The organism is Cryobacterium mannosilyticum, from assembly GCF_004402705.1.
GTDB lineage: Bacteria > Actinomycetota > Actinomycetes > Actinomycetales > Microbacteriaceae > Cryobacterium > Cryobacterium mannosilyticum.
The window spans coordinates 1-24706 of record NZ_SOFM01000005.1 but is presented as its reverse complement, the minus strand read 5'-3'; the positions used below and the strand labels follow the sequence as shown (position 1 = coordinate 24706).

Sequence of the window (24706 nt, the reverse complement as noted above, 5' to 3'; positions counted from 1 at the left end):
CTCGAAGCGTTCGAAGTCGCCGTGCGACACCGACAGCGCGGACTTCATCTTCGAAACATGAACGCGTGTTCCGACTGAGGCCGTGGCGTGTCGGATGCTAGGAGAAGAGGCGCTGCAGGCGCTGAACTCCTTCGAGCAGGGCGTCGTCGCCGAGCGCATAGGAGAAACGGAGGTAGCCGCTCGGGCCGAAGGCCTCACCCGGGACCGCGGCCACCTCGACCTGGTCGAGGATCAGGTCGGCGAGCTCGAGCGACGTCGTCGGCGTGACGCCGCCCCACGGGCGGCCGAGCAGGCCGGTGACGTCAGGGTAGACGTAGAACGCGCCCTGCGGCGTCGGGGTCACCATGCCGGGGATCTTGTTCAGCTCGGCGACGATGACCGTGCGGCGGCGGTCGAAGGCGTCCCGCATGGCGAGCGCGGCATCCTGCGGCCCGGTCAGGGCGGCGATGCCGGCGCGCTGGGAGATGTTCGAGACGTTCGAGGTCAGGTGCGACTGCAGGTTGGCGGCGGCCTTGATCGCGTCCTGCGGGCCCACCATCCAGCCGAGGCGCCAGCCGGTCATCGCATACGTCTTGGCGACGCCGTTGACGAGGATGGTGCGGTCGGCCAGGGCGGGCACGGCCTCGACGATCGACACGGCGCGCACCCCGTCGTAGGTGAGGTTCTGGTAGATCTCGTCGCTGATGATCCACAGGCCGTGCTCCTCGGCCCATTGGCCGATGGCCTTCGTCTGCTCGGGAGAGTAGACCGCGCCGGTCGGGTTCGACGGCGACACGAACAGCAGCACCTTGGTGCGCGGGGTACGCGCGGCCTCGAGCTGCTCGACCGTGACGAGGTAGCCTTGGTCGGCGCCGGCGAAGACGTCGACCTGCACGCCGCCGGCCAGCCGGATCGACTCGGGGTAGGTGGTCCAGTACGGGGTGGGGACGATGACCTCGTCGCCCGGGTCGAGCAGCGTGGCAAAGGCCTGGTAGACCGCCTGCTTGCCGCCGTTGGTGACGACCACCTGGCTGGGCGAGATCGCCAGCCCGCTGTCCCGGAGGGTCTTGGCCGCGATGGCCTCGCGCAGGTCGGGCAGCCCGGCCGCCGGGGTGTAGCGGTGGTTCTTCGGGTCCGACACCGCCAGGAGCGCCGCCTCGACGATGTGTGGAGGGGTCGGGAAGTCAGGCTCGCCCGCGGCGAAACTGATCACCGGCCGGCCGGCCGCCTGGAGCGCCTTGGCCTTGCCGTCGACCTTGAGGGTCGCCGACTCCGCGATGGAGCCGATCCGAGTAGAGATTCGCTTGAGTTCGTGAGCCACGCTTCGAGCATACGGCGGCAGGCCATCCCGGCGAAGGCGCGGGGACGTGAATCTCGGAGCAGGCCGGCCCCCGCGGTGCCCCGGCTTTACTCTCGTCCCGGAGTGACCTAGACTTGATCGAGGTAGTTGAATTCTGCCATGCTTTTTTGCGCCCTTTTTGGTGTGTCCGAGTGACTCGCCCGAAAGCCGCGACGACGCGTGGCGCACAGGATTCTGTCCATAGGGTGGTGGCTCAATTGGTAGAGCAGCGGTCTCCAAAACCGCAGGTTGCAGGTTCGAGTCCTGTCCGCCCTGCAAGTCGGTGGCATTCCGTCGGCCCAGGAAAGGTGTGAACAGGTGGCCCGAAAAGTTGTCGACGAACCCAGTGAGGAAATCGTCGCAAACGCGAGAATGGCGCGCGATTCCCAGCGCGGTCCCTTCGCTCGGATGTCCCTGTTCATCAAGCAGGTCATGGCGGAGCTCCGCAAGGTCGTCACGCCGACCCGCAAGGAACTCCTGAGCTACACGGGTGTCGTGCTGGTCTTCGTGGTGATCATGATGGCCCTGGTTTCCGCACTCGACTGGGTGTTCGCGCTCGTCGTGACATACGTGTTCGGAACGCCAAGCGGCTGAACGGATGCCGCCAGGCGGCTCCCGCAAGGATTCATGGCAACGCTGAACGGGTCACGCTTTCGTGCCCAGGCAATAGATAAGGATTGAGATTTAGTGACTGAGACGAATCACGACGATGTCGACTGGGCCACCGCTGCCGAACAGTCCTCAGACGACGACGAGGCGCAGGAGGGCAACACCCTCGCCGCCGAAGAAGACTCCGTAGAGGCCGCCGAGCAGGCAGCCGTGCACGTGTTCGACCCGAGCGTCGGCGTCGAAGACAATCTCGACGCCGCGCTTGACGCGCTCGCCGAATCGGTCGACCCCGAGGCCGACGCGCTCGTCGACGACGCCCTCGACATCGACTCCGCCGACGAAGCGGATGCGTCCGTCGAGGCCGTGCAGGACGAAGAGGCGACCGAGGTCGCGGCCGAGGAAGCCGTCGACGAGGACCCGTACGCCGAGTTCCGCAAGGAACTGCGCTTCCAGCCGGGCAAGTGGTTCGTCATCCACTCCTATGCCGGCTTCGAACGCCGCGTGAAGTCGAACATCGAGAACCGCAAGCAGTCGATGGCCATGGAAGATTTCATCTACCAGGTCGAGGTTCCGATGGAAGACGTCGTCGAGATCAAGAACGGCCAGCGCAAGATGGTCACTCGCGTCCGCATCCCCGGCTACGTGCTGGTGCGGATGGACCTGAACGAAGACAGCTGGTCCGTGGTTCGCCACACCCCCGGCGTCACCGGCTTCGTCGGCAACGCCCACAACCCGACCCCCCTCCGCTTCGAAGAGGCCTTCGGCATGCTGAAGAGCCTCGTCGAGATCCAGGAAGTGCCGACCGCGAAGTCCGGCGCAGGCCACGGCGGCAAGGTTCCCACCCGCGCCCTCCCGGCCGAGATCGACTACGAAATCGGCGAGACCATCACGATCAAGGAAGGCTCGTTCGCGGGTCTGCCCGGATCGATCAGCGAGATCAAGGCGGAGAGCGGCAAGCTCATCGTGCTGGTGTCCCTGTTCGAGCGCGAGACCCCGGTCGAGCTCAGCTTCGACCAGGTCACCAAGCTCTAAAAAGTTTCCAGTTCACCGGGGCCCGTCCGGGCCACCGGGAGAGCGGCCCTCGCGGCTGCTCGTCATCACAAAGAAGGAAGAACAATGGCACCGAAGAAGAAGGTAACTGGTCTGATCAAGCTTCAGATCAAGGCCGGCGCCGCCAACCCCGCACCGCCCATCGGGCCGGCGCTTGGTCAGCACGGCGTCAACATCATGGAATTCTGCAAGGCCTACAACGCCCAGACGGAATCCCAGCGCGGCAACGTCATCCCGGTGGAGATCACCGTCTACGACGACCGTTCATTCACTTTCATCCTGAAGACCCCGCCGGCGGCGGAGCTCATCAAGAAGGCTGCCGGCGTCGCCAAGGGCAGTGGCACCCCGCACACCGTCAAGGTTGCGAAGCTCACCAAGGCACAGGTTCGCGAAATCGCCGAAGCCAAGATGGTCGACCTCAACGCGAACGACCTCGACGCTGCGTCGAAGATCATCGCCGGCACGGCCCGCTCGATGGGCATCACGGTCGAGGCCTGAGCCTCAACCCCCGGCATCCCGCCACCCAGCAGTACGTGGAAGAGCCAGCCAGGCTCGCACCACACTCTCAAATTTTTGTACAGGAGATTCAAATGGCACAGAAGTCAAAGGCCTACCGGGCCGCGGCCGAAAAGATCGAAGCCGACAAGTTCTACACCCCCGTCGAGGCCGTCACGCTGGCCCGCGAGACCGGTTCGGCGAACTTCAACTCGACCGTTGAGGTTGCCCTCAAGCTCGGCGTCGACCCGCGCAAGGCGGACCAGATGGTGCGTGGAACCGTTATTCTTCCTCACGGAACCGGTCGCACCGCCCGCGTCATCGTCTTCGCAACCGGCCCGGCCGCCGATGCTGCCATCGCAGCCGGCGCCGACGAGGTCGGTGGCGACGAGCTGATCGAGAAGGTGGCCGCCGGCTACACCTCGTTCGACTCCGCCGTCTCGACCCCGGAGCTGATGGGCAAGGTCGGCCGTCTCGGAAAGGTGCTCGGCCCGCGTGGCCTCATGCCGAACCCGAAGACCGGCACCGTGACGCCCGACGTCGCGAAGGCCGTGTCCGACATCAAGGGCGGAAAGATCGAATTCCGCGTCGACAAGCACGCCAACGTGCAGTTCGTCGTCGGCAAGGCATCCTTCACCGCCGAGCAGCTGAACGAGAACATCGCCGCAGCGCTCGAGGAGATCGTTCGCCTCAAGCCCAGCTCCTCCAAGGGCCGCTACATCATGAAGGGCGCCGTGTCGACCACGTTCGGCCCCGGCATCCCGCTCGATGTGAACAGCATCTAAACCCCCACCAGCACGAAGGGCCCGTCGCGAGACGGGCCCTTCGTTCGTTAAGACGCGTCAGGCCGGACGCGGTCCGGCCGGGCGCCGCTCAGTCGGTGTCGGATGTCGTCCGCGCGTTCTCAGGGTGCGCCCGCAGCATCGCGGCCACGGCGATCGCATCACCCTCCGGCTGGTGCGAGGCGCTGTGCGGTTTGGCGATGAACAGGTAGAGCAGCCCGGTGCCCATCACGACCGCGAGTCCGATCAGCACGATCCAGTCGTCGAGGAACACCCCGGTCGCGCCCGGCCTGGCCAGCAGCACCATCGCGAAGATCCCGTAGGCGAGGGCTACCACGTTGACCACGAAACCGAACCGGCCCAGGTTGAACGGCCCGGCCGGCCGCCAGCCCTTGAGCCGCTGCCGGAGCGCCGCGAGCACCACGGCCTGGAACGCCACGTAGATGCCGATCACCGCGAAGGCCGTGATCCGGGCCAGCAGTGTGCTGCCGCCCACGTAGATGAGCAGGCAGAGCAGGAGGGGGATCGTGCAGGCCACGATCAGGGCGTTCACCGGCACCGCCGTGCGCGGGGACACCCGGGAGAGCCAGGCGTGGCCGGGGATCATCCCGTCCCGCGCGAACGAGAACAGGAGCCGGCTGGCAGCGGCCTGCAGGCTGAGCACACAGGACAGGAACGCGGTGAGCGCGACCACGAGGAAGATCTTCGCGCCGACGGTGCCGAGCGAGGCGTCGAGGATCGCGGGGATCGGGTCGATGTCCTTCCCGGTGACGATGGCCTGGAGATCGGGGGCGGCCAGCACATAGCCGCCGAACGAGAACAGGGCCGAGACCCCGCCGACGAGGATGGTCAGGATCATCGCCCGGGGGATGCCCCTGGCCGGGTTCTCGACCTCCTCCGCCACGTCCCCGCAGGCTTCGAAGCCGTAGAACAGGAACAGCCCGGCGAGGGCCGCGCCGAGGAACGCGGCGACGTAGCTGCCGTCGCCCTGCACGCCCATGGTGTCGAAGAAGACGCTGAACTCCTGCTTGCGCTGGAAGATCAAGAGGTACAGGCCGAGCCCGACGACGCCGACGAGTTCGGCGGCGAGCCCGATCCGGGCGACCCGGCCGAGTGTCTTCGTGCCGGAGAAGTTCAGGCCGAAGGCGACCACGAGGAAGAGCACCGACAGACCCAGGGTGACCTCATTGGTCACCGGCGCGTTGATCAGGCTGGCCAGGAAGCCCGTGCCGAACTCGGCGACGGCGGTGATGGTCACGATCATCGCCCAGACGTAGACCCAGGCCGCCATCCAGGCGTAGCGCTTGCCCCAGAGCCTGCGGGTCCACGGGTAGATCCCGCCGGCGATCGGGTACTGCGAGACGACCTCGCCGAAGACGAGCGCCACCAGCAGCTGGCCGGTGCCGACGATGATCAGCCAGAAGATCGACGGCGGCCCGCCCGTGCTCAGGGCGAGCGCGAACAGCGAGTACACGCCGACGAGGGGGGAGAGGTAGGTGAAGCCGAGGGCGAAGTTCGCCCAGAGGCCCATGGAGCGGTGGAAGGAGTTCTCGTAGCCGAGGGCCTTGAGGTGCTCGCTGTCGCCGAGCCCCTTCTGCGGGGACGGGTTGTCGTTCATGATGACCTTTCCGATCAAGCCGGAGGGACGGGCAGCCACCCCCCTGGCCGCGACACCTCATTGTGTGTGCTCAACATAGTGGACCGGCAACGCCAAAAGGTATAGAACCGAATGATTCACTCTTCGGCGTGTTGCGGGCCGAAGCACGGGCTACGGATCGTGGCGCGGCTCGTGGCTGACCAGCCCGACCGTGTTGCCCTCGCTGTCGCGGATGAACGCCATCCACTCGTCGGTGCCTGCCGGACCGAGTGAGTCGTCGGTATGGCTGAAGATGATGTGCGGCAGGTCGACGATCTCCACCTGCAACCCGCGGAGCCGCTCGATCGTTGCCGCGACATCGTCGACCTGCAGGTAGACGAGGGCGGGGGGCGCCGCCCGCTCGAGCAGCAGGCGGGACCGGCCCACGTTGAAGAAGAGCAGGCCGGGGGGATCGAACCGGGCGGCCGGCGGGCCCCCGAGCAGCAGCTCGTAGAAGGCGCACGCCCGGTCGAGATCGTCGGCGTGCTGGGCAACCTGCAGGATCTCCATGGTGTCCTCCACCACGATCATCCGTTGACCGGGCCGCCCTGTCCACCCCCGGGCCGACGGGGGCCGGCACTCAGTCAGCCGATGTAGCTCATCACATGCTTGATCCGGGTGTAGTCCTCGAGGCCGTACATCGAGAGATCCTTGCCGTAGCCGGAGTGCTTGAACCCGCCATGCGGCATCTCGGCGACGAGCGGGATGTGCGTGTTGATCCAGACGCAGCCGAAGGCGAGCCGCTTGGCCATCCGCATCGCGGTCGCGTGGTCCTTCGTCCAGACCGACGAGGCCAGGCCGTACTGCACGTCGTTCGCCCAGGCGAGCGCCTCGGCCTCATCGGTGAACTTCTGCGCCGTGATCACCGGGCCGAAGAACTCCTCCTGCACGGCCTCATCGGCTTGGCGCAGGTTGGCGACGATGGTCGCCTCGTGGAAGTAGCCGACGCGGCCCTGGCGGTGTCCGCCGAGGACGATCTCGGCGTGGTCGGGCAGCCGGTCGATCACGCTCTCGATCCGGGCGAGGTGGTCGGCGCTGGAGAGGGCGCCGAAGAGGATGCCCTCCTCGCGCGGCCCGCCGGTGCGGGCGTTCTTCCTGGCGTGCGCGGCCAGGGCGGCGACGAACTCGTCGTGGATGCCCTCCTGGACGAGCAGCCGGGTGGCGGCGGTGCAGTCCTGGCCGCCGTTGTAGAACGCGGCAGCGGTGATCCCTTCGACGGCGGCCTGGATGTCGGCGTCGTTGAACACGATCACGGGGGCCTTGCCGCCCAGCTCGAGGTGCACGCGCTTGAGGTCGAGGGCGGCGGTGCCGGCGACCTCCATGCCGGCGCGCACCGAACCGGTGATCGAGACCATCTGCGGCGTGCGGTCGGTGACCAGGGCGCGGCCGGTCTCCCGGTTGCCGGCGACGACGTTGAAGGCGCCGGCGGGCAGGAACTCGGCGGCGATCTCGGCCAGCAGCAGCGTGGACACGGGCGTCGAGTCGGAGGGCTTGAGCACGACGGTGTTGCCGGCCGCGAGGGCAGGGGCGATCTTCCAGATCGCCATCATCATCGGGTAGTTCCACGGGGTGACCTGGCCGATCACGCCGATCGGCTCGCGCCGCACCATCGAGGTGTGGTCCTTGAGGTACTCCCCGGCCGACTTGCCTTCGAGCACGCGGGCGGCCCCGGCGAAGAATCGCACCTGGTCGATCATCACCTCGACCTCGTCGCCGACGATTCCGGCGCGCGGCTTGCCCGTGTTCTCGCTTTCCAGATCCGCGATCTCCTCGGTGCGGGCCTCGAGGGCGTCGGCGAACCGCAGCAGCGCCCGCTGGCGTTCGCCCGGGGTCGTCTCGCCCCAGGTCTCGAAGGCCGTGGTCGCCGCGCCGTAGGCGGCCGCGACATCCGCTTCGGTGGAAACGGGCGTCTGCGCGTAGACCTCTTCGGTGGCCGGGTTGATGATGTCGAGCCGGTCGGTGGCGGCGGAGTCGACGTACCCTCCGTTGACGAAGTTGCGGAGTTCGCGGATGGGCATGGCCGGCCTTTCGGAAGTGCGGTGAGCCGGCAGTGCTGCCTCGCCCGGGAGCCGGTGGCTCGCCGTGGACGACGTTACCCTAAATCATCTGGAATGCAATGTTTAAAGTGCGGGAGTGGCGATGGCAACGCGGGTCGCAAGGAGGAACGGGGTGCCCGGGCAGGGAAGCAGGGCGAAGCCGTCGGCCGGATGCCGCCGGTTCGGCAGGATGTCGCCGGCCGGGAGCGTCGGCTCGGTCGAGATCACGACGCGGCCCGACTGGTTCACGAGCACAACCGGTCCCGGCAGGGCGAGGAAGTGCGGCAGCAGCACCTGTTCCAGGCGCTTGACGTAGACGTCGGCGCCGACGACCCCGATCATCCGCTCGCCCAGCCGCACCGGCATGGTGAGAGTGATGATGTAGTCGCAGGTGCAGAGCTGGTCGACGTAGGGGCCGGTCACGTGGGTCTGGTTCGTGGCCTCCGGCACCGCGTACCACTCGAGTTCGCGGAAGTCGCGGAGGTACTCGGTGTGCACCCGGGTGGCCAGGTCGAGCCGGCTGGCGCCGCTCGTGTTACCCAGCAGCGGATTCGACGCCAGCGGGCCGAGCCACCAGGCGAAGTGCGCGTCGCGGCCGTTGACGTACTGCGGGGCGGCGATGAAGCCGGCGCCGATCAGGAGCGATTCGGTGGCCGGCGGGCCGTCGGCGGCGGGCGAGCCGGCGGAGGCGAGCAGCGCGGGCACCACGAGCGACTCCACGAGGATGTCGAGGTCGGCCCGGTCGGGAACGGCGGCGGCGATGCGCTCACGCCAGTCGTCCAGGGTGTGGAACACCCGCGCGAAGATCTCGCCGACCTCGATCGCACAGTCCTCCGCGGTGGGCAGCCCGGCCGGGGGACCCGCGGGCCTGGCCGTCTCAGGCGTCGTCGACGATGGCGTCGTCAAGGTGTCCTCCTCGCTCGATCCGGGCCTTCATGGTCAGCAGCCACTCGCCCAGCAGTCGCCCCTGGTCGGCGACGAGGGTGCGGGCGGCCTGGCCGTCGCCGTCGGTGATGGCCAGGGCGATCCGGCCGTTCAGCCCGGTGACCCGGGTGCGGGTGTCGGGGTCACCGAGGCCGAGCAGGAGCAGCGGGCCGAATTCGGCCTGGAGGCGGATCTGCTCGCGGACGAGCCTGGCCGACTGGCTGAGCACGGCGAGTTCGAGGTAGAACCCGCCGGCGTTGGTGCGGGCGCCCGCGGTGGTCGAGAAGTCGGCGTGGAGCAGCCAGGCGTGCAGCCGTTCGGCGTCGGCGGCGGAGGCGCGGAGGGCGGCTCGTTCGGCGCAGCCTTCCGCGATCGTGGAGAAGTACACGGCCAAGTCCGAGAGCTCGACCTGGGCGAGGCCGCGTAGCCGGGCCTGCAGCAGCGTGCCGTGCGGGGCATCCGCCTTGATCACGAAGCTGCCGCCGCCGCGCCCGCGCCGGGTCTCGACCAGGCCGGCGTCGCGCAGGATGACCAGGCCCTCCCGCACCGTGATCAGGGCGACGCCGAACCGGCGGGCCAGCTCCTGCTCGCTCGGGAGGCGCTCGCCCGGGGTGAGCACGCCGAGGATGATGGCGTCGGTGAGCCGGCGCGCAACCTGCTCGGCGCGGCCGGCTTCGATGAGCTGCGCGAAGATCGCTTCCCGGGCGCCGGGTCGCAGCTGAGCCTTCATAGGCCCAATCTAGCCGACGCCCTGCGAGGTGGCGGGAACTTAATCATGCGATATAGGATCGCATCAAGTGCGACCATTGCCGGTGCCCGGTGATCCGTCGTGGAACCGGGACCGAGGTGGGCGATTGCTGCAGGAGACGCGATTGCAGCAGACGCGATTGCCGCAGGAGACGGGTGGGAGTCACGGTCCGTTGGCGGGGGTGCGGGTCGCCGATTTCTCCCGCGTGCTCGCCGGCCCGTACGCCACCATGATGCTCGCGGATTTCGGCGCGGACGTGATCAAGATCGAGAGCCCGCAGGGCGACGACACCCGCCAGTGGCGCCCGCCCGTTGACGCGCACGGGGAGTCCACCTACTTCGGCGCGGTGAACCGGAACAAGCGCGCGGTCGTCTGCGATCTGGCCACCCCGGCGGGCCTGGCGACCGCCCGGCACCTGGCCGCGACAGCGGACGTCGTGGTCGAGAACTTCCGGCCGGGGGCGCTCGACCGGTTCGGGCTGGGCTTCGACGCCGTGGCCGCGGCCAACCCGGGGGTCGTCTACTGCTCGATCACCGGCTTCGGCGGTGGCGCCGGCGCCCGGCTGCCCGGCTACGACCTGCTGGTGCAGGCGGTGGGCGGCCTGATGAGCGTGACCGGCGACCCCGACGGTGGACCGAGCAAGGTCGGTGTGGCCCTGGTCGACGTGCTCTCCGGGCTCAACGCGCTCAGCGGCATCCTGCTCGCGCTCCGCGCCCGTGATGCGGCCCGCTCCGCCGGCGGTGCCGCGCCCGCGGCCGGCGAACGGGTCGAGGTCGACCTGATGGGCACCCTGCTCTCCGCGCTCACCAACCAGGCCGCGGGAACCCTGGCCACCGGCCGGCCGCCGGCCCGGCTGGGCAACGCGCACCCGAGTATCGCGCCCTACGAACTCTTCGCCGGGCAGGACCGGCCGCTCGTGATCGCCGTGGGCAACGACCGCCAGTTCCGCACCCTCGTGCGTCTGCTCGGGGCTCCGGAGCTGGCCGCCGACCCCCGTTTCGAGGGCAACACGGCCCGGGTGCCGCACCGCGCCGAGCTCAAGACGATGCTGGAAAGACTCCTGCGCGCCCGGCCGGCCGCCGAGTGGGTGGCCACCCTGACGGATGCCGGGGTGCCGGCCGGACTGGTCAACACCGTCGACGAGGCCTTCGCCTTCGCCACCGCGCTGGGGCTCGCCCCGGTGGTCGAGGTGTCCGGCAGCCGGCAGGTCGCCAACCCCATCCACCTCGCCGGCCGGCCGCCCGGCTACCGCCTGCCGCCGCCGCAGCTCGGCGAGCATGACGGCGCCGACTGGCTCCGCCCGGACCCCGCTCCGCCGGCTCCCGCCCCGCTGACCCCCGTTCCGTTGACCTGACCAAAGGACACTCGTGACCGCCTCCGGCCGCCCCACCCCGCTCGTCCACAGCCCCCTCGTGGACTCCGTCTTCGACCTCGACGACCTGCTCGAGGTCGACGAGATCGCCTGGGCGCGCAAGGCCCGCGCGTTCGCGACCAACCGCATCCTGCCCACCATCGAGCAGGACTACGAGGACAAGCGATTCCGGGGGGAGCTGGTCGCCGAACTCGGCGCGGCCGGCTTCCTCGGCATGCACCTCGACGGCTACGGCTGTGCCGGCGCCGGCGCCGTGAGCTACGGCCTGGTCTGCCTCGAGCTCGAGGCCGCCGACAGCGGCTGGCGCACCTTCGTGTCGGTGCAGGGCTCGCTGGCCATGTCCGCCATCCACAAGTACGGCACCGAGGAGCAGAAGCAGCGCTGGCTGCCCGGGATGGCCGCGGGCGAACTCGTCGGCTGCTTCGCGCTCACCGAGCCCACCGGTGGCAGCGACCCGGCGGCGATGAGAACCACGGCCCGCCGGGACGGCGACGACTGGGTGCTCGACGGTTCCAAGCGCTGGATCGGCCTGGCCAGCATCGCCGACGTCGCGGTGGTCTGGGCAGAGACTTCCGAGGGCGTGCGCGGCTTCCTCGTGCCCACCGGAACGCCGGGCTTCACCGCCACTCCGATCGAGAACAAGCTCTCGATGCGCGCCTCGATCCAGTGTGACGTCGAATTCGACGCGGTGCGCGTGCCGGGCGAGGCGATCCTGCCCGGCGCGCGCGGGCTCTCCGGGCCGTTCGGCTGCCTGAACGAGGCCCGGTTCGGCATCGTCTGGGGGGCGATGGGCGCCGCCCGCAGCTGCCTCGACGCGGCGATCGGGCGCTCGCAGACCCGGGAGGTGTTCGGCAAGCCGATCGGCGCCACCCAGCTCATCCAGGCCAAACTGGCCGACATGCTCGTGGAGTATGAGAAGGGCGTGCTGCTCGCCCTGCACCTCGGCCGGCTGAAGGAACGCGGCGCGCTCACCCCCGCCCAGATCAGCGTCGGCAAGCTCAACAGCGTGCGCGAGGCCATCCTGATCGCCCGCGAGGCACGCACGATCCTCGGCGGCGACGGCATCACCAGCGAGTTCCCGGTGATGCGGCACATGGCGAACCTCGAATCCGTCCGCACCTACGAGGGCACGGATGAGATCCATCAGCTCGTTCTCGGCCGGGCGTTGACCGGCCTGAACGCGTTTGCCTGACGGGCCGGGCGCCCTCCGGCAGGTCCTGGCCGGGCCTGACCCGGGCGGATAGCGAGGTTGCCGGTTTCGTTTGTGCCATAGTGAGCTTCTAGCGTTGTGCGACTTGGGGGCGAAGTGGCGGTGACCGGGGGCCAGACCACGTATGCGACCCTGCGCGGGCGCATCCTCTCCGGCGACCTGCCGGCCAATGCCACCCTGCGCGAGGCGGCCCTGGCCGAGGAGCTCGGGGTCAGTCGCACCCCCGTGCGCGAGGCGCTGCGCCGGCTCGACGAGGCCGGCCTGGTCGAATTCGTGCCCAACCGCGGGGCGACCGTCGTCGCCTGGACCGCCGACGCGCTCCGGGAGACGTACTTCCTCCGGGCGACCCTGGAGAGCCGGGCGGCCGGGCTCGCGGCGGACCTGATCGGGCAGGCCGACCTCGAGCGGCTCGCGGTGCTGATCGGGCAGATGGAGGAGTTCGTGCGGGCGACCGACGACGCCGGCATCGCCCGGCTCAGCGAGCTCAACGCCGAGTTCCACCACATCGTCGTGGCCGCGTCCCAGTGCACCCAGCTGATCGCGCTCGCGGCATCCGTCACCCGGGTTCCCATGATGAGCAGTTACTTCCGCCGCGACGGGGCACGCTTCCGGGCGGTCAGCAACCACCACCACCGGGACATCCTCACCGCCCTGCAGTCCGGCGACACGCTCTGGGCCGAGGTCGCGATGCGCTCGCACATCCTCGCGGCCCGGAACTCGGTCGCACCGACGGTCGTGCGCGATGAGGAAGAACGGATGCGAGTGGCCTCACTGTAGGCAATCCCCCCGTCTGCCGGGGGCCGAACGGCCCGGATTTCCGACGTTCGGAACCCGGATGGGGAGGACGATCGTATGCCGTTCGGTGGACATTTCCGTGAAACATCGTGGCAACACGGTGCCGCTACGCTCCCATCATGGTTGACCTGTTCACGGGCTACGGCGCTACCGCGGCACTTCGGGCGAAAGGAGGCGCCCCCAGCGCCTGGGACGAGATGTTCCCCGATCTCTCCTCGCTCACCCCGTTCGAAGCCCGCGCGGCGTACAAGGACGTCTTCAACGCGCTGGCCCGGATGACCCAGGAAGAACTCCGGGGGCGAACGGATGCCCTCGCCTCTTCCTATCTCGCGCAGGGGGTGACCTTCGACTTCGCGGGCGAGGAACGCCCGTTCCCGCTCGACGCCGTGCCACGGGTGATCGAACAACAGGAATGGGTCACTGTGGAGGCCGGCATCAAGCAGCGCGTCCTCGCACTCGAGGCCTTCCTGGCCGACATCTACGGCCCGCAGGCCGCGGTGCACGACGGGGTGATCCCGGCCGCGCTGATCAGCTCCTCGAGCCATTTCCACCGCCAGGCTGCCGGAATCGTCCCGGCGAACAATGTGCGCATCCAGGTCTCCGGGATCGACCTGATCCGCGACGAGAAGGGTGCCTGGCGGGTGCTCGAAGACAACTTGCGGGTGCCCAGCGGCGTCAGCTACGTCATCTCCAACCGGCGGGTGATGGCCCAGACCCTGCCGGAGCTGTTCGTGTCGATGCGGGTGCGGCCGGTCGGGGACTACCCGAACAAGCTGCTCCAGGCTCTCCGCGCCTCCGCCCCGGCCGGGGTCGACGACCCCAACGTCGTGGTGCTCACCCCGGGGGTGTTCAACTCGGCCTACTTCGAGCACACCCTGCTGGCCCGGCTGATGGGCGTCGAACTCGTCGAGGGCCGTGACCTGTTCTGCTCGGGTGGCCGGGTCTGGATGCGCACCACGGCCGGCCCGACCCGGGTCGACGTGATCTACCGCCGGGTCGACGACGAGTTCCTCGACCCGCTGCAGTTCCGCGCCGACTCCCAGCTGGGGTCGCCCGGCATCCTGATGGCGGCCCGGCTGGGCAATGTGACCATCGCCAATGCGGTGGGCAACGGCGTCGCCGACGACAAGCTCGTCTACACCTACCTGCCCGAACTGATCAGGTACTACCTCGGCGAGGAGGCGATCATCCCCAACGTCGACACCTGGCGGCTGGAGGACCCGCTCGCCCTCGAGGAGGTGCTCGACCGGCTCGACGAGCTCGTGGTCAAGCCCGTGGACGGGTCGGGCGGGAAGGGCCTCGTGGTGGGGCCGGCGGCATCCGCGGCCGAACTGGAGACCCTGCGGAAGCAACTCGTCAAGGACCCCCGCGGCTGGATAGCCCAGCCGGTCGTGCAGCTCTCGACCATCCCCACCCTCGTCGAAGACGGATTGCGCCCCCGGCACGCCGACCTGCGCCCGTTCGCCGTGAATGACGGCACCGACGTCTGGGTGCTGCCGGGCGGCCTCACCCGGGTGGCGCTGCCGGAGGGCGAACTCGTCGTCAATTCCAGCCAGGGCGGCGGGTCGAAGGACACCTGGGTGATCGGGTCCGAACCGGACTTCTCCGCGGAGACGGCGGCCCGCGGTGTGCAGGGTCTCGTCGCGGACCAGGCGGCGAACGTGCGCTCGGCCGGGGTGGTGCACGCGGTCGACCACTCGCCGCAGGACAAGCCGTTCAACGACAACGAGCAACAGCAACAGCAACAGCAACAGCAGCAGGCGTGCGCGCGACCTGTCGGGAAGAGGAAGGTCCAGGAATGTTGAGCCGAATCGCGGAAAGCCTGTTCTGGATCGGACGCTACATCGAGCGCAGCGACGGCACGGCCCGGATCCTGGATGTGCACCTGCAGCTCCTGCTCGAGGATCCGTGGATCGAGGAGAGCATCGCCTGCCAGTCGTTGCTGCACCTGATGGGCAGCGACGTTCCGCCCGACCGGCTGCTCACCCGCAAGGACGTGCTCGCGACGCTGGCCGTCGACCGTGCGCATCCGGCCTCGATCGCCTATTCGGTCAAAGCGGCCAGGGAGAACGCGCGGCGGGCCAGGGAGATCGTGCCCACCGAGCTGTGGGAATGCCTGAACACGACGAGCGCCCGGATGCCGCGCAAGGTGGCGAGCGAGAAGACCCACGATTTCTTCGGCTGGGTGCGCGAACGCGCCGCGCTCGCCGTGGGAATCGTGGAGTCCGGGGTCAGCCGCGACGAGGCCTGGCACTTCTTCAACCTCGGCCGCAGCCTCGAGCAGGCGGACATGACCGCCCGGCTGCTGGCGACCCGGTCGCTGACCGAGACGAGCGGGCCGTCCTGGACGACGATCCTGCGCTCCTGCGGCGCCTACGAATCGTACCTGCGCACCTACCGCGGCGTGCCGTCGGCGCGGAATGCGGCGGAGTTCCTGCTGCTGGACCGGTTGTTCCCGCGGTCGATCGTGTTCTCCGTGTCCCGGGCCGAGCAGTGCCTGCGGGAGATGGAGCCCCGCACGGACCGGGTCGGCGTGTCCGACCAGGCGCAGCGGGTGCTGGGGCAGATCCGCAGCCAGCTTGAATACCGGCCGATCATGGACATCCTGAATGATCTGCCGCACCAGATGGACATCGTGCAGGAGGCCACCAGCACGGCCTCGGAGGCCATCGGCGAGCGGTACTTCCCGACCAGCACCGTGCCGACCTGGTCGGGGGAGGTCTCGTGAACCGGCTCCGGATCCGGCACCGCACCGGCTACCGCTACCAGGGTGAGGTGGCCGCCTCCTACAACGAGGCCCGGATGCTGCCGGTCAGCTCCCCCGAGCAACTGGTGTTGTACTCCAACCTCGAGATCTCGCCGGTGTCGAGCAACCACAACTACGTCGACTACTGGGGCACCCAGGTGTCCTCGTTCGAGGTGCTCACCCCGCACGCCGAGCTCACCCTCACCGCCACCAGCCTGGTCGAGGTGCGGCCGCTCACCCACCTGGCCCATCCGATGGGCTGGGCCGAACTGGCCGCGATCGCCGTGCGCAGCCCCGCGACCGTGGAGCATTCCCGGCAGACCCGGCTCACCGAGCCGCCCGCCGACGTGAAGCAACTGGCCGCCGAGATCGTCTCCCGGCACGAGCGCCCATGCGACGCGGCGCTGGAGATCTGCACGGCGATCGGCGAACGGATGCAGTACGTGCAGGGTGTCACCGGCGTCCATTCCACCGCCGCGGAGGCCTGGAGCGACAAGCGCGGGGTGTGCCAGGACATCACCCATATCGCGCTCGGCGCGCTGCGCTCGGTCGGAATCCCCGCCCGCTACGTCTCCGGCTACCTGCACCCCCGGCCGGATGCCGGGATCGGCGAGACCGTCACCGGCGAATCCCACGCCTGGGTCGAGTGGTTCTGCGGCGACTGGCGCGGCTTCGACCCGACCAACTCGATCGGGATCGGCGACCGCCACGTCTCGGTCGGCCGCGGCCGCGACTACAACGACGTGCCGCCGCTGCGCGGCGTGTTCGCCGGGCCGTTCGGCTCCGAGCTCTTCGTGCGGGTGGAGATCACCCGGGAGGCCTGAGGCCGCTCCCGCCCGCCGCCCGAGCGCGCGTCGACTGGTGGCTAACTCAGGAGATCCGGGCCGGCCGCGCGCATCCGCCGCACTGGTCCGCGGGATGCTGCCGCCGCGGCAGGCAGTGTTCCTGAATTGGCCACAGGAGGCAGGTCAGACCCGGGCGGTTTCCAGTGCGGGTTCCCGGTCGAGCGCGGTGCCGGCATCCGCGTGGCCACCGGTGCCGGCAGTCGCGGGACGGGGGACGGATGCCTGGCGGCGCGCACCGCGGGCCGCCGCGAGCATGACCGCGAGCCCGAGCGCCCTCGCCGACGCCGACGCCGAACGGAAGCCGGAGCTGGCGCTCGTCGACGCCCTGCACCGCCTGCCCGAACCCGCGCCGCCGTCTGCCCCGGCTGATACCGGGACGGCGGCCCGGCCCGGTCAGTGCGTGGGGGAGTGCGACTCGAGGAACTGGTACACCTCGGTCTGGTCGACGCCGGGGAAGGTGCCGGTGGGCAGTGCGGCGAGCAGGCTCGTCGGGGTGCGCGCGGCCGGCCAGGACTGGCCGGCCCAGCGGGTGGCCAGGTCGTTCGGGGCCCGGCGGCAGCACGACTCGTCGGGACAGCGGGACACGGCACGATTGGTGGTCTCCCGGCCGCGGAACCACTTCACATGGTCGAACGGCACCCCCACGCTCACCGAGTACTCGCCCTCCTTCGCCTTCTCGATCCGCGAGGTGCACCAGAAGGTGCCGCTCGGGGTGTCCGTGTACTGGTACCAGGGGCTGAACCGGTCCGGCACGTCGAACACGGTCCGTGCGGTCCAGCTTCGGCAGACGGTCGTGCCCTCGACCGCGCCGAGGGCGTCGCTCGGAAAGCGCACCGAGTCGTTTTCGTAGGCCTTGATGATCGTGCCGGACTCGTGCACCTTCATGAAGTGCACGGGGATGCCCAGTCGCGCCGTGGCGAGGTTCGTGAACCGGTGCGCGGCCGTCTCGTAGGACACCGAGAAGGCGTCGCGCAGGTCCTCCATCGAGATGCGGCGCAGGTTCTTCGCCTCGGTCAGCAGCCGAACGGTGTCCTTCTCTGGCAGCAGGATGGCCGCGGTCAGGTAGTTCGTCTCCACCCGTTGGCGGAGAAATTCCGCGTAGTTTCCGGGTTCGTCGTGGCCGCAGAGCAGGCTCGCGAACGCCTGCAGGATGGGGGTGCGTGAGTCCCGCGAGGCAGACTGGGCGGTCGGCAGGTAGATCCGCCCGTTCCGCTTGTCGGTGACCGACCGGGTCGAATGCGGCAGGTCGCCGACGTAGTGCAGCGAGTAGCCGAGGTGGGTGGCCATGTCGGCGACCACCTGGTGCGACACGGGCCCGCCGGAATGGCCGACCGCGGTGAGCAGCTCGAGCGCCTGTTCCTCGAGCTCCGGGAAGTAGTTGTCCCTGGCGCGCATCGTCGCCCGCAGTTGCGCATTGGCCCGCCTGGCCTCCTCGGGGGTGGCCGCCCGTTCGCGATGCAGCCGTTCGATCTCATGGTGCAGGGTGAGGATCGTCTGCAGCGTCTCGTCACTGGTTGCCCGGCTGACCCGGATTTTCGCCAGACCGAGCGCCGTGAAGACCGCACCGCGCTGGGCGCGTTCGACGGCGATCTCCAGCGCGGCCCGCTCGGAGGGGGCCTCCGGCTTCAGGAGGTCGTCGACCGTGGTGCCGAGGGCGATGGCGATCGTGCGCAGCATCGACAGGCGGGGCTCCCGGTTGCCGTTCTCAATCATCGAGACCTGCGACGGGGCCCGGTCGATGGCCGCAGCGAGGCTGTCGAGGGTCATCCTCCTGGTCGTGCGCAGTTCACGGATGCGACGCCCGAGCGTGAGGGCGTCAAGCCCGTGCTCGGCCGGCGGGGGAGCGGAGAGGGCGGAACGAAGGAGCGGATCGGCGTTGACCATGACTCATCGTCACACGGGGCAGAAGTTCACGCAAGCAGAAGAACTGATCTTCTTCTGTTGACTGGAACGGCCTGCGGGGTGCCCGGGCGGCGCAGAGTTGGTGCACAGGCAAGCAAGGACGCTCACCGAAGGAGACCAGATCATGAACACCCCGCCCCTCGCGACCACCAACCGGGTCTCGACAAGCTCGACCACCGGGATCGGCTCGACCACCGGCACCGCTTCGACCGTCGGCACCCCTTCGACCGTCGGCACCGCTTCGACCACCGGGACCACGACCAACACCGGCAGCTTCGCCACGATCGAGCCGCACCTCGAGATCACCGGCGACCTCGGGCCCCGCTACGCAGAGATCCTCACCCCCGAAGCCCTGGTCTTCCTCGCTGAGCTGCACGACCGGTTCGCCGGAACCCGGCACGACCTTCTCGCCGCCCGGCTCCGCAAGCGCGTCGACGCCGCCAACGGCCGCGACCCTGGTTTCCTGACCGAGACCGCGCACGTGCGCCGCGACCCGAGCTGGCGCGTCGCAGGCGCCGGGCCCGGCCTGGAGGACCGCCGGGTGGAGATCACCGGCCCGACCGACCGGAAGATGGCGATCAACGCCCTCAATTCCGGAGCGAAGGTGTGGCTGGCCGACCAGGAAGACGCCACCAGCCCCACCTGGGCGAACGTCATCGAGGGCCAGCTGAGCCTGTTCGACACCGTGCGCGGGCAGTTGAGCTTCACCAGCCCGGAGGGCAAGGAATACGCCGTGACCGGCGGACCCACGGGCCAGACCCCCACGATCGTGATGCGTCCGCGCGGCTGGCACCTGGTCGAGAAGAACCTGATCTTCGTCGACCGAGCCAACCGGCGGATGAGCGCGTCGGGAAGCCTCGTCGACTTCGGACTCTACTTCTTCCACAACGCGAAACGGCTGATCGAGGACGGCAGCGGTCCGTACTTCTACCTGCCAAAGCTGGAGAGCCACTACGAGGCCCGGCTGTGGGATGACATCTTCAGCCACTCCGAAGAACGCCTCGGAATCGACTACGGCACGATCCGCGCCACCGTGCTGATCGAAACCATCCAGGCCGCGTTCGAAATGGAAGAGATCCTCTACGAGCTGCGCGACCACTGCGCCGGGCTGAACGCCGGCCGTTGGGACTACATCTTCAGCATCATCAAGACGTTCCGCTCCCGCGGACGCCGATTCGTCTTCCCCGACCGCAAGCAGATCACGATGACCCTGCCGTTCATGAGGGCCTACACGGAACTGCTCGTCTCCACCTGCCACCGCCGAGGGGCATATGCGATCGGCGGCATGAGCGCGTTCATCCCGAACCGGCGCGACCCCGAGGTGACGGCCCGCGCTCTGGAGCAGGTCGCCGCCGACAAGCGGCGTGAGGCGACCGACGGCTTCGACGGCACCTGGGTCGCGCACCCTGACCTCATTCCCACCGCGCAGGCAGAGTTCGACGCTGTGCTCGGCGACACGCCGAACCAGGTGCACCGCACCCGTGACGACGTGTCCGTGACCGCGTCCGACCTGCTCGACGTGGCATCCGCCGGCGGCGAGATCACCGAGTCCGGGGTGCGCGACAACATCAAGATCGGGCTGCGCTACATCGAGTCGTGGCTGCGCGGCGTCGGGGCTGCCGCGATCGACAACCTGATGGAGGATGCCGCGACTGCCGAGATCTCCCGCTCTCAGATCTGGCAGTGGGTCCACGACAACTCGGTCACAGCCGAGGGTCGCCGGATCGACAAGACCTGGGTCAACGAGCAGGTCGCCGAGGTCTTCGCCGGGTTCGAGCGCACGCCGGGCGATCGCTTCGACGACGCCCTCGAGGTGTTCCGGGCATCCGCCCTGGAGCCCGAGTTCCCGACGTTCCTCACCGTCGGCGCTTACGCCCGCTACCTGTAACCCCGTCCCATCTCCCCTCCTCGCGGCCTGTCGGGCGATGGAGGGGGGATTGCGACCGGCGGGCGCGGCTATCGGTAGGGTGAAGCGATGGTGACGATACGACGGGCAACCGGGGCGGATGCCGCGGCGCTGGCCGAACTGGCCGCGGCCACCTTCCGGCTGGCCACGCCCGCGCACACCACGGAGCAGGCGGTGGCCGAGTTCCTCCGCGACGTGCTCGCCGAGTCCAACTTCGCAGGGTTTCTGGCCGACCCGGACCGGGTCGTCCTGGTCGCCGAGGAAGACGGCACCCTGCAGGGGTACACCATGCTCGTCTTCGGCGATCCGACGGATGCCGACGCCAGGGCGGCCATCAGCATCCGCCCCACCGCAGAGCTCAGCAAATGCTACCTACGCGAGGAAACCCATGGCCGCGGAGTCGCCGCCCCGCTGATGGCGGCGACGCTGGATGCGGCCAGGGAGCGCGGCGCCGTCGGCAGTTGGCTCGGCGTGAACCAGGAGAACGGGCGAGCCATCCGGTTCTACGAGAAGAACGGCTTCGTCAAGGTCGGCGTGAAGCGCTTCCTCGTCGGCGGGCAGTACGAGGACGACTTCGTGCTGGAACGGGCCCTCTAGGCCGATCCGGGTCCGCCGGGGCGGGTGCCGGTCGACCCTGGATCCAGGGAGCGGGCCGCGAGCGCCTGATCCTTCCCGCCCTTGATCTGCTCGTAGGCGGCGAGGGCCGCCCGTCTCGTCTCGCCGAGGTCGACGATCGGCGCCGGATAGGCATCCGTGCCCCACTCGGGCACGAACTCGCGGATGTACTCACCCTGGGGGTCGAACTTCTTCGCCTGCAGCTCGGGGTTGAAAACCCGGAAGTAGGGCGCGGCGTCGGCGCCGGAACCGGCCACCCACTGCCAGCCGAACGGGTTGCTCGCCGCGTCGGCATCGACGAGGGTGTCCCAGAACCACGCCTCGCCCTCACGCCAGTCGATCAGCAGGTTCTTGATCAGGAACGACGCCGTCACCATCCGCACCCGGTTGTGCATGCTGCCGGTGCGCCAGAGCTCGCGCATCCCGGCGTCGACCAGGGGGAAGCCGGTGCGGCCCTGCTGCCAGGCGGCGAGGGCCGTCCGGTCGAGCGGCGGCCAGGGGAACGCGTCGAACTCGGGCCGCAGGTTCACGGTGGCCAGGTCGGGGGCGTTGAACAGCACGTGGTGGGCGAATTCCCGCCAGCCCACCTCGGTGAGGAACCGGGAAGCGCTCTCCTGCGCTCGACCGGTCAGGCCGATCCGCGCCCACTCGGTCGCATGCCAGATCTGGAATGGACTGATCTCGCCCCAGCGCAGGTGCGGCGACAACCGGGAGGTGGCCGCCCGGGCCGGCTCGTCGCGTTCATCGGCGTACCGGGGGAGCGCGTCGCGAAGGAAACCGTCGAGCAGACGCTGCGCGGAGGCCTCGCCCGGCTGCCACGCCGCGCGCAGCCCCGCGGCCCAGTCGGGCCGCTCGGGCAGGAGCGCCCAATCCGCCAGCAGGTCGGAGGCGACCGTCCCCGGGTGGCCGGGGAGCGCCGCCGGCGCCGGGTAGGGAGGCCGGGGCGGAGGTGCGGCCTGACAGGCCCGCCAGAACGGGGTGAACACCGAATACGACCCGCCCTGGCCGGTCTTGATCGTCCACGGCTCGTGCAGCAGCGACCCCGCGAAGCTGTGAGCCGACAGGCCGGACTGCCGCAACCCTGTTTTCAGGCGGGCGTCGACGGCCCGTTCGGCGGCGCCGTAGCGGCGGTTCCAGAACACTGCGCCCGCCCCGACGGATGCCGCCAGTCCGGTCAGAACTGCCTCGGCCGGCCCGCGCCGGAGCGTCAGCCGCGCGCCGAGGCTCTCCAGCGAATCGGCGAGGGAGACCAGGCTCCCGTGAAGCCACCACCTGGCCGCACCGCCGATCGGCCGGATCCCGGCCGATTCCTCGTCGAGCACGTAGACGGCCACGATCGGCCGGCCGCGCTCGACGGCCGCGTGCAGCGCCGGGTTGTCGGCGAGGCGGAGGTCGTCCCTGAACCAGACGATCGACGGTCCGGTTCCCGCGGCGGCGTCGTCCCCTGCACGAGCGCCGGTCACGCGCGGGGCCCTGCCGCGGCCGAGCCCTGGCCGTTCGCGGCGCCGGGTTCGCTCCCGGTCACCGCGCCGCCCGCGGTGGTCAGCGGCACGTCCGAGATGCGCAGCACGATCTTTCCCCTGGTGTGGCCCTGTTCGATCAGACGGTGGGCCGCTGCCCCGTCGGCGAGCTCGAACACCCGGTCGACGTGCACCCGCACGGTGCCGTCCTCGATCAGTCCGCTGATCCAGTCGAGGGTGCGCGCGTCGGCGGGGACCTTGTAGCCGGTGGCGCGGATGCCGGCGGCCGCGGCATCGGCGGCCATCGTCGGCCAGCTCCCGGTGGGCGCGTTCACCAGGATGCCGCCTTCGCGGAGCACGGTGAGCGATCGGGTGCCGGTGTTGTCGTGCACGTTGCCGATCAGGTCGATCACCGAGTCGAGTTCGGAGAGGACCTCGTCGAACCGGGTCTCGGTGTAGTCGATGACCTCGTCGGCGCCGAGCTGGCGGAGGAAGTCGAGGTTGCGGGGCGACCCGGTGGCGATCACGTGGGCGCCGAACGCCTTGGCGAACTGCACCGCGAAGTGGCCGACGCCGCCGCTGCCGGCGTGGATGAGCATCCGCTGCCCCGGGGCTGCCTCGGCCAGTTCGACGACCATCCCCCAGGCGGTGAGCGCGGCGACCGGCACGGCGGCGGCCTCGATGTGGCTGAGCCGCTTGGGTTTGCGGGTGACGCTCAGGCTGGACACGGGGAGGTACTCGGCGTAGCTGCCCGAAGTGCGAGGGACCCTCGCCATGCCGTACACCTCGTCGCCGGGCTGGAGCGGGAACGCCTCGTACGGCGCGCTGACGACGACGCCGCTGAAGTCGTTGCCGAGCACCGCGGGGTAGGCGGAGATCGCCGCGGACACGCCCTTCCCGGCGCGGGTCTTGGCGTCGATCGGGTTGACCCCGGCCGCCACGACACGCACGATGAGTTCATCGAGCACGGCGATCGGGGCCGGCACGTCGGCGAGGTGCAACTCGTCGGCAGCGCCGGGCCGGTCGATCACGAGGGCGCGCATGGACAAGGGCAGTTTCGTGGCGTTTCCCATTTCCCCATTCTCCACCGGCGGCCCGCGCCGCCGCGACGACCGGAGGTTGCCAGGCGGCGGGAGGTGCCGCGGCAGTAGTCGGCCGGATCCCGGCCGCGGTCAGCGCCGGTGCCCCGAATTGGGGGTGCGGGAATCGCCGCTGCCCCTCGGCTTGGGGGTGCCGGGGTCTGGCCGTCGGATGGCGTCCCGCAATAGTCTGTCCTCACAAAGGGGGACCGTGGTTCTCCTTTGAGGGGGGAAGCATCACCGTGGGCGCCACCGGGCAACCGGTGGATCCGGTCCCACGATCAATTTCTTCCTGCAGTGGGCGGAGGATCGCGCCGAACCCGAACCGGCGCGATCCTCCGCCGCTCGCCCGGGCTGCGGGTGCCCGTTACCGGGCGCTCATCGTGTTGAGCCGGGCGATGAGGTCGTTGGCGTAGCCGACGAGGATCGCGATCTGGTCGTCGTCTCGCTCGATCCAGCGGCACTCCGGCTCGGGGTTCACCGGCACGAAGTCCTTGTGCTGCTCCCAGACGAGCAGGGTTCGCTCGGCGCCGAGCACGTACTGCTGCCACCAGACCTGACGCAGGTACGAGCGGGGGATGCTGCGCCACGGTTTGCTGGTCGTCTTGATCTCGGCGAGTTCCAGCCCTGCCGCCCCGGCGCCGACGCCGTCGGGCGTGGCCAGGTGGCGGCGATGCTCCGCCGCGTGGAAAAGGGTGGTGCTCGGTTCGATCCCGTAGTTGCCGAGCACCCAGGCCGCGATCTCCGGTTCCCGGGCCCGGCCGTGGTCGGTGAACGTGTTGCCGCTGAAGCTGCTGCCGTTGAACTTGTCGAAGGCCGCGTTCTGCACCGATTTCGGGGTGGCGAGCTTGGCGACATCCGTGGCCGTGATCCCCTGGGCCCGCGCCCGCAGCCAGGCCACCCGGTCGGTCGAATCGGCGACGATGCGGAGCAGGTGCGGTGCCGTGGCCGCCGCGACCGGAACCGGTGACTCGTCCTCCTCGAACAGGGAGAGCATGGTGTCGGTCACCTCCCCATTGTCTCCCGTCCGGGCTCCCGCCGGCGCCAGGCCGCGCCCGTTTCGGCAGCCCGCACGCGCCGAAGAGCGTGTTGATTATTGGAGGCTGGCGATCGAGGCCAGCGCTCAGTCCCATGTCGGATGTCGATGGGCTGGTGTCGGCGCGGGCGATCGGGCGCTG

General features: G+C 69.5%; 23 protein-coding genes and 1 tRNA gene. 13 read left to right on the top strand and 11 right to left on the bottom strand.

The window, feature by feature from the left end:
- Nucleotides 1-97 precede the first annotated feature (97 nt).
- A complete protein-coding gene (locus E3O32_RS01135) occupies nt 98-1300 on the bottom strand; it encodes a pyridoxal phosphate-dependent aminotransferase (protein ID WP_134506167.1) in 1203 nt (400 codons plus the stop codon).
- A 221-nt stretch (nt 1301-1521) separates the two neighbouring features.
- Here E3O32_RS01135 and E3O32_RS01130 point away from each other — a divergent pair.
- The 5 genes from E3O32_RS01130 to rplA all read left to right on the top strand — a co-directional run bounded on the left by E3O32_RS01130 (nt 1522) and on the right by rplA (nt 4257).
- Nucleotides 1522-1594 (top strand) — tRNA-Trp (locus E3O32_RS01130).
- A 42-nt stretch (nt 1595-1636) separates the two neighbouring features.
- Nucleotides 1637-1912, top strand: a complete 276-nt coding sequence (secE, locus tag E3O32_RS01125) for a preprotein translocase subunit SecE (protein ID WP_134506165.1) — start codon at nt 1637-1639, stop codon at nt 1910-1912.
- Nucleotides 1913-2005: 93 nt separating this feature from the next.
- Nucleotides 2006-2959, top strand: coding sequence for a transcription termination/antitermination protein NusG (gene nusG, locus E3O32_RS01120; RefSeq protein ID WP_134506163.1), 954 nt, complete (start codon nt 2006-2008; stop codon nt 2957-2959).
- 84 nt (nt 2960-3043) lie between these two features.
- Nucleotides 3044-3475: a 50S ribosomal protein L11 gene (gene rplK, locus E3O32_RS01115; protein ID WP_134424703.1), complete on the top strand. Its 432-nt coding sequence runs from the start codon at nt 3044-3046 to the stop codon at nt 3473-3475.
- A 92-nt stretch (nt 3476-3567) separates the two neighbouring features.
- Nucleotides 3568-4257: a 50S ribosomal protein L1 gene (gene rplA, locus E3O32_RS01110; protein WP_134506161.1), complete on the top strand. Its 690-nt coding sequence runs from the start codon at nt 3568-3570 to the stop codon at nt 4255-4257.
- 88 nt (nt 4258-4345) lie between these two features.
- On the opposite strand, the gene E3O32_RS01105 is transcribed toward rplA, so the two are convergent.
- From E3O32_RS01105 to E3O32_RS01085, 5 genes are all read right to left on the bottom strand, one after another.
- Complete coding sequence (locus tag E3O32_RS01105; RefSeq protein ID WP_134506159.1) at nt 4346-5872, bottom strand: APC family permease; 1527 nt, start codon at nt 5870-5872, stop codon at nt 4346-4348.
- Nucleotides 5873-6022: 150 nt separating this feature from the next.
- The gene (locus E3O32_RS01100) at nt 6023-6400 is read right to left on the bottom strand and encodes a VOC family protein (protein WP_134506188.1); all 378 of its coding nucleotides are present in this window, start codon (nt 6398-6400) and stop codon (nt 6023-6025) included.
- A gap of 74 nt (nt 6401-6474) precedes the next feature.
- Nucleotides 6475-7908 carry an aminobutyraldehyde dehydrogenase gene (locus E3O32_RS01095; protein ID WP_134506157.1) on the bottom strand — a complete coding sequence of 478 codons (1434 nt, stop codon included), beginning with the start codon at nt 7906-7908 and terminating at the stop codon, nt 6475-6477.
- Nucleotides 7909-8010: 102 nt separating this feature from the next.
- A complete protein-coding gene (locus E3O32_RS01090; RefSeq protein WP_134506155.1) occupies nt 8011-8832 on the bottom strand; it encodes a cache domain-containing protein in 822 nt (273 codons plus the stop codon).
- Entirely contained in the window at nt 8804-9580 is a 777-nt protein-coding gene (locus E3O32_RS01085) for a GntR family transcriptional regulator (protein ID WP_134506153.1), read from the bottom strand. Before E3O32_RS01085 ends, E3O32_RS01090 begins: the two co-directional genes overlap by 29 nt.
- Nucleotides 9581-9722: 142 nt before the next feature.
- Here E3O32_RS01085 and E3O32_RS01080 point away from each other — a divergent pair, with 142 nt between their 5' ends.
- The 6 genes from E3O32_RS01080 to E3O32_RS01055 all read left to right on the top strand — a co-directional run bounded on the left by E3O32_RS01080 (nt 9723) and on the right by E3O32_RS01055 (nt 16545).
- The gene (locus E3O32_RS01080; RefSeq protein WP_134506151.1) at nt 9723-10952 is read left to right on the top strand and encodes a CaiB/BaiF CoA transferase family protein; all 1230 of its coding nucleotides are present in this window, start codon (nt 9723-9725) and stop codon (nt 10950-10952) included.
- 58 nt (nt 10953-11010) lie between these two features.
- Nucleotides 11011-12162, top strand: a complete 1152-nt coding sequence (locus tag E3O32_RS01075; protein ID WP_134506186.1) for an acyl-CoA dehydrogenase family protein — start codon at nt 11011-11013, stop codon at nt 12160-12162.
- Nucleotides 12163-12276: 114 nt separating this feature from the next.
- Nucleotides 12277-12957 (top strand): GntR family transcriptional regulator, encoded by a 681-nt coding sequence (locus E3O32_RS01070; protein WP_166790741.1) that lies wholly within the window; start codon nt 12277-12279, stop codon nt 12955-12957.
- 137 nt (nt 12958-13094) lie between these two features.
- Nucleotides 13095-14780 carry a circularly permuted type 2 ATP-grasp protein gene (locus E3O32_RS01065; RefSeq protein WP_134506147.1) on the top strand — a complete coding sequence of 562 codons (1686 nt, stop codon included), beginning with the start codon at nt 13095-13097 and terminating at the stop codon, nt 14778-14780.
- A complete protein-coding gene (locus tag E3O32_RS01060; protein WP_134506145.1) occupies nt 14774-15703 on the top strand; it encodes an alpha-E domain-containing protein in 930 nt (309 codons plus the stop codon). The genes E3O32_RS01065 and E3O32_RS01060 overlap by 7 nt, the downstream gene beginning before the upstream one ends.
- Nucleotides 15700-16545 (top strand): transglutaminase family protein, encoded by an 846-nt coding sequence (locus E3O32_RS01055; RefSeq protein ID WP_134506143.1) that lies wholly within the window; start codon nt 15700-15702, stop codon nt 16543-16545. The genes E3O32_RS01060 and E3O32_RS01055 overlap by 4 nt, the downstream gene beginning before the upstream one ends.
- Nucleotides 16546-16689: 144 nt before the next feature.
- Here the strand turns inward: E3O32_RS01055 and E3O32_RS17685 are convergent, their stop codons facing one another.
- Nucleotides 16690-16821 carry a hypothetical protein gene (locus tag E3O32_RS17685; RefSeq protein ID WP_255455464.1) on the bottom strand — a complete coding sequence of 44 codons (132 nt, stop codon included), beginning with the start codon at nt 16819-16821 and terminating at the stop codon, nt 16690-16692.
- A gap of 138 nt (nt 16822-16959) precedes the next feature.
- Complete coding sequence (locus tag E3O32_RS01050; protein WP_134506141.1) at nt 16960-18450, bottom strand: helix-turn-helix transcriptional regulator; 1491 nt, start codon at nt 18448-18450, stop codon at nt 16960-16962.
- Between the two features lie 142 nt (nt 18451-18592).
- Between E3O32_RS01050 and aceB the strand changes: the two genes are divergently transcribed.
- Together aceB and E3O32_RS01040 are read left to right on the top strand one after the other, a co-directional pair.
- Nucleotides 18593-20356, top strand: a complete 1764-nt coding sequence (gene aceB / locus E3O32_RS01045; protein ID WP_134506139.1) for a malate synthase A — start codon at nt 18593-18595, stop codon at nt 20354-20356.
- Between the two features lie 87 nt (nt 20357-20443).
- Nucleotides 20444-20971 (top strand): GNAT family N-acetyltransferase, encoded by a 528-nt coding sequence (locus tag E3O32_RS01040; protein WP_134506137.1) that lies wholly within the window; start codon nt 20444-20446, stop codon nt 20969-20971.
- Here the strand turns inward: E3O32_RS01040 and E3O32_RS01035 are convergent.
- From E3O32_RS01035 to E3O32_RS01025, 3 genes are all read right to left on the bottom strand, one after another.
- On the bottom strand, nt 20968-22452 hold the full coding sequence (locus tag E3O32_RS01035; protein WP_134506135.1) for a cryptochrome/photolyase family protein: 1485 nt from the start codon (nt 22450-22452) through the stop codon (nt 20968-20970). The two genes, E3O32_RS01040 and E3O32_RS01035, sit on opposite strands and share 4 nt — an antisense overlap.
- Nucleotides 22449-23522 (bottom strand): NADP-dependent oxidoreductase, encoded by a 1074-nt coding sequence (locus tag E3O32_RS01030; protein ID WP_241974435.1) that lies wholly within the window; start codon nt 23520-23522, stop codon nt 22449-22451. Before E3O32_RS01030 ends, E3O32_RS01035 begins: the two co-directional genes overlap by 4 nt.
- Nucleotides 23523-23895: 373 nt before the next feature.
- Nucleotides 23896-24537, bottom strand: coding sequence for a YqaJ viral recombinase family protein (locus E3O32_RS01025; RefSeq protein WP_420898084.1), 642 nt, complete (start codon nt 24535-24537; stop codon nt 23896-23898).
- Between the last annotated feature and the right edge of the window lie 169 nt (nt 24538-24706).

Bases quoted from the DNA above. Each gene is read 5' to 3' on its own strand.
- rplK (WP_134424703.1), top strand. From the start codon at position 3,044: ATGGCACCGAAGAAGAAGGTAACTGGTCTGATCAAGCTTCAGATCAAG.
- rplA (WP_134506161.1), top strand. From the start codon at position 3,568: ATGGCACAGAAGTCAAAGGCCTACCGGGCCGCGGCCGAAAAGATCGAA.
- E3O32_RS01105 (WP_134506159.1), bottom strand. From the start codon at position 5,872: ATGAACGACAACCCGTCCCCGCAGAAGGGGCTCGGCGACAGCGAGCAC.
- E3O32_RS01100 (WP_134506188.1), bottom strand. From the start codon at position 6,400: ATGGAGATCCTGCAGGTTGCCCAGCACGCCGACGATCTCGACCGGGCG.
- E3O32_RS01095 (WP_134506157.1), bottom strand. From the start codon at position 7,908: ATGCCCATCCGCGAACTCCGCAACTTCGTCAACGGAGGGTACGTCGAC.
- E3O32_RS01085 (WP_134506153.1), bottom strand. From the start codon at position 9,580: ATGAAGGCTCAGCTGCGACCCGGCGCCCGGGAAGCGATCTTCGCGCAG.
- E3O32_RS01065 (WP_134506147.1), top strand. From the start codon at position 13,095: ATGGTTGACCTGTTCACGGGCTACGGCGCTACCGCGGCACTTCGGGCG.
- E3O32_RS01060 (WP_134506145.1), top strand. From the start codon at position 14,774: ATGTTGAGCCGAATCGCGGAAAGCCTGTTCTGGATCGGACGCTACATC.
- E3O32_RS17685 (WP_255455464.1), bottom strand. From the start codon at position 16,821: ATGCTCGCGGCGGCCCGCGGTGCGCGCCGCCAGGCATCCGTCCCCCGT.
- E3O32_RS01050 (WP_134506141.1), bottom strand. From the start codon at position 18,450: ATGGTCAACGCCGATCCGCTCCTTCGTTCCGCCCTCTCCGCTCCCCCG.
- aceB (WP_134506139.1), top strand. From the start codon at position 18,593: ATGAACACCCCGCCCCTCGCGACCACCAACCGGGTCTCGACAAGCTCG.
- E3O32_RS01040 (WP_134506137.1), top strand. From the start codon at position 20,444: ATGGTGACGATACGACGGGCAACCGGGGCGGATGCCGCGGCGCTGGCC.
- E3O32_RS01030 (WP_241974435.1), bottom strand. From the start codon at position 23,522: ATGGGAAACGCCACGAAACTGCCCTTGTCCATGCGCGCCCTCGTGATC.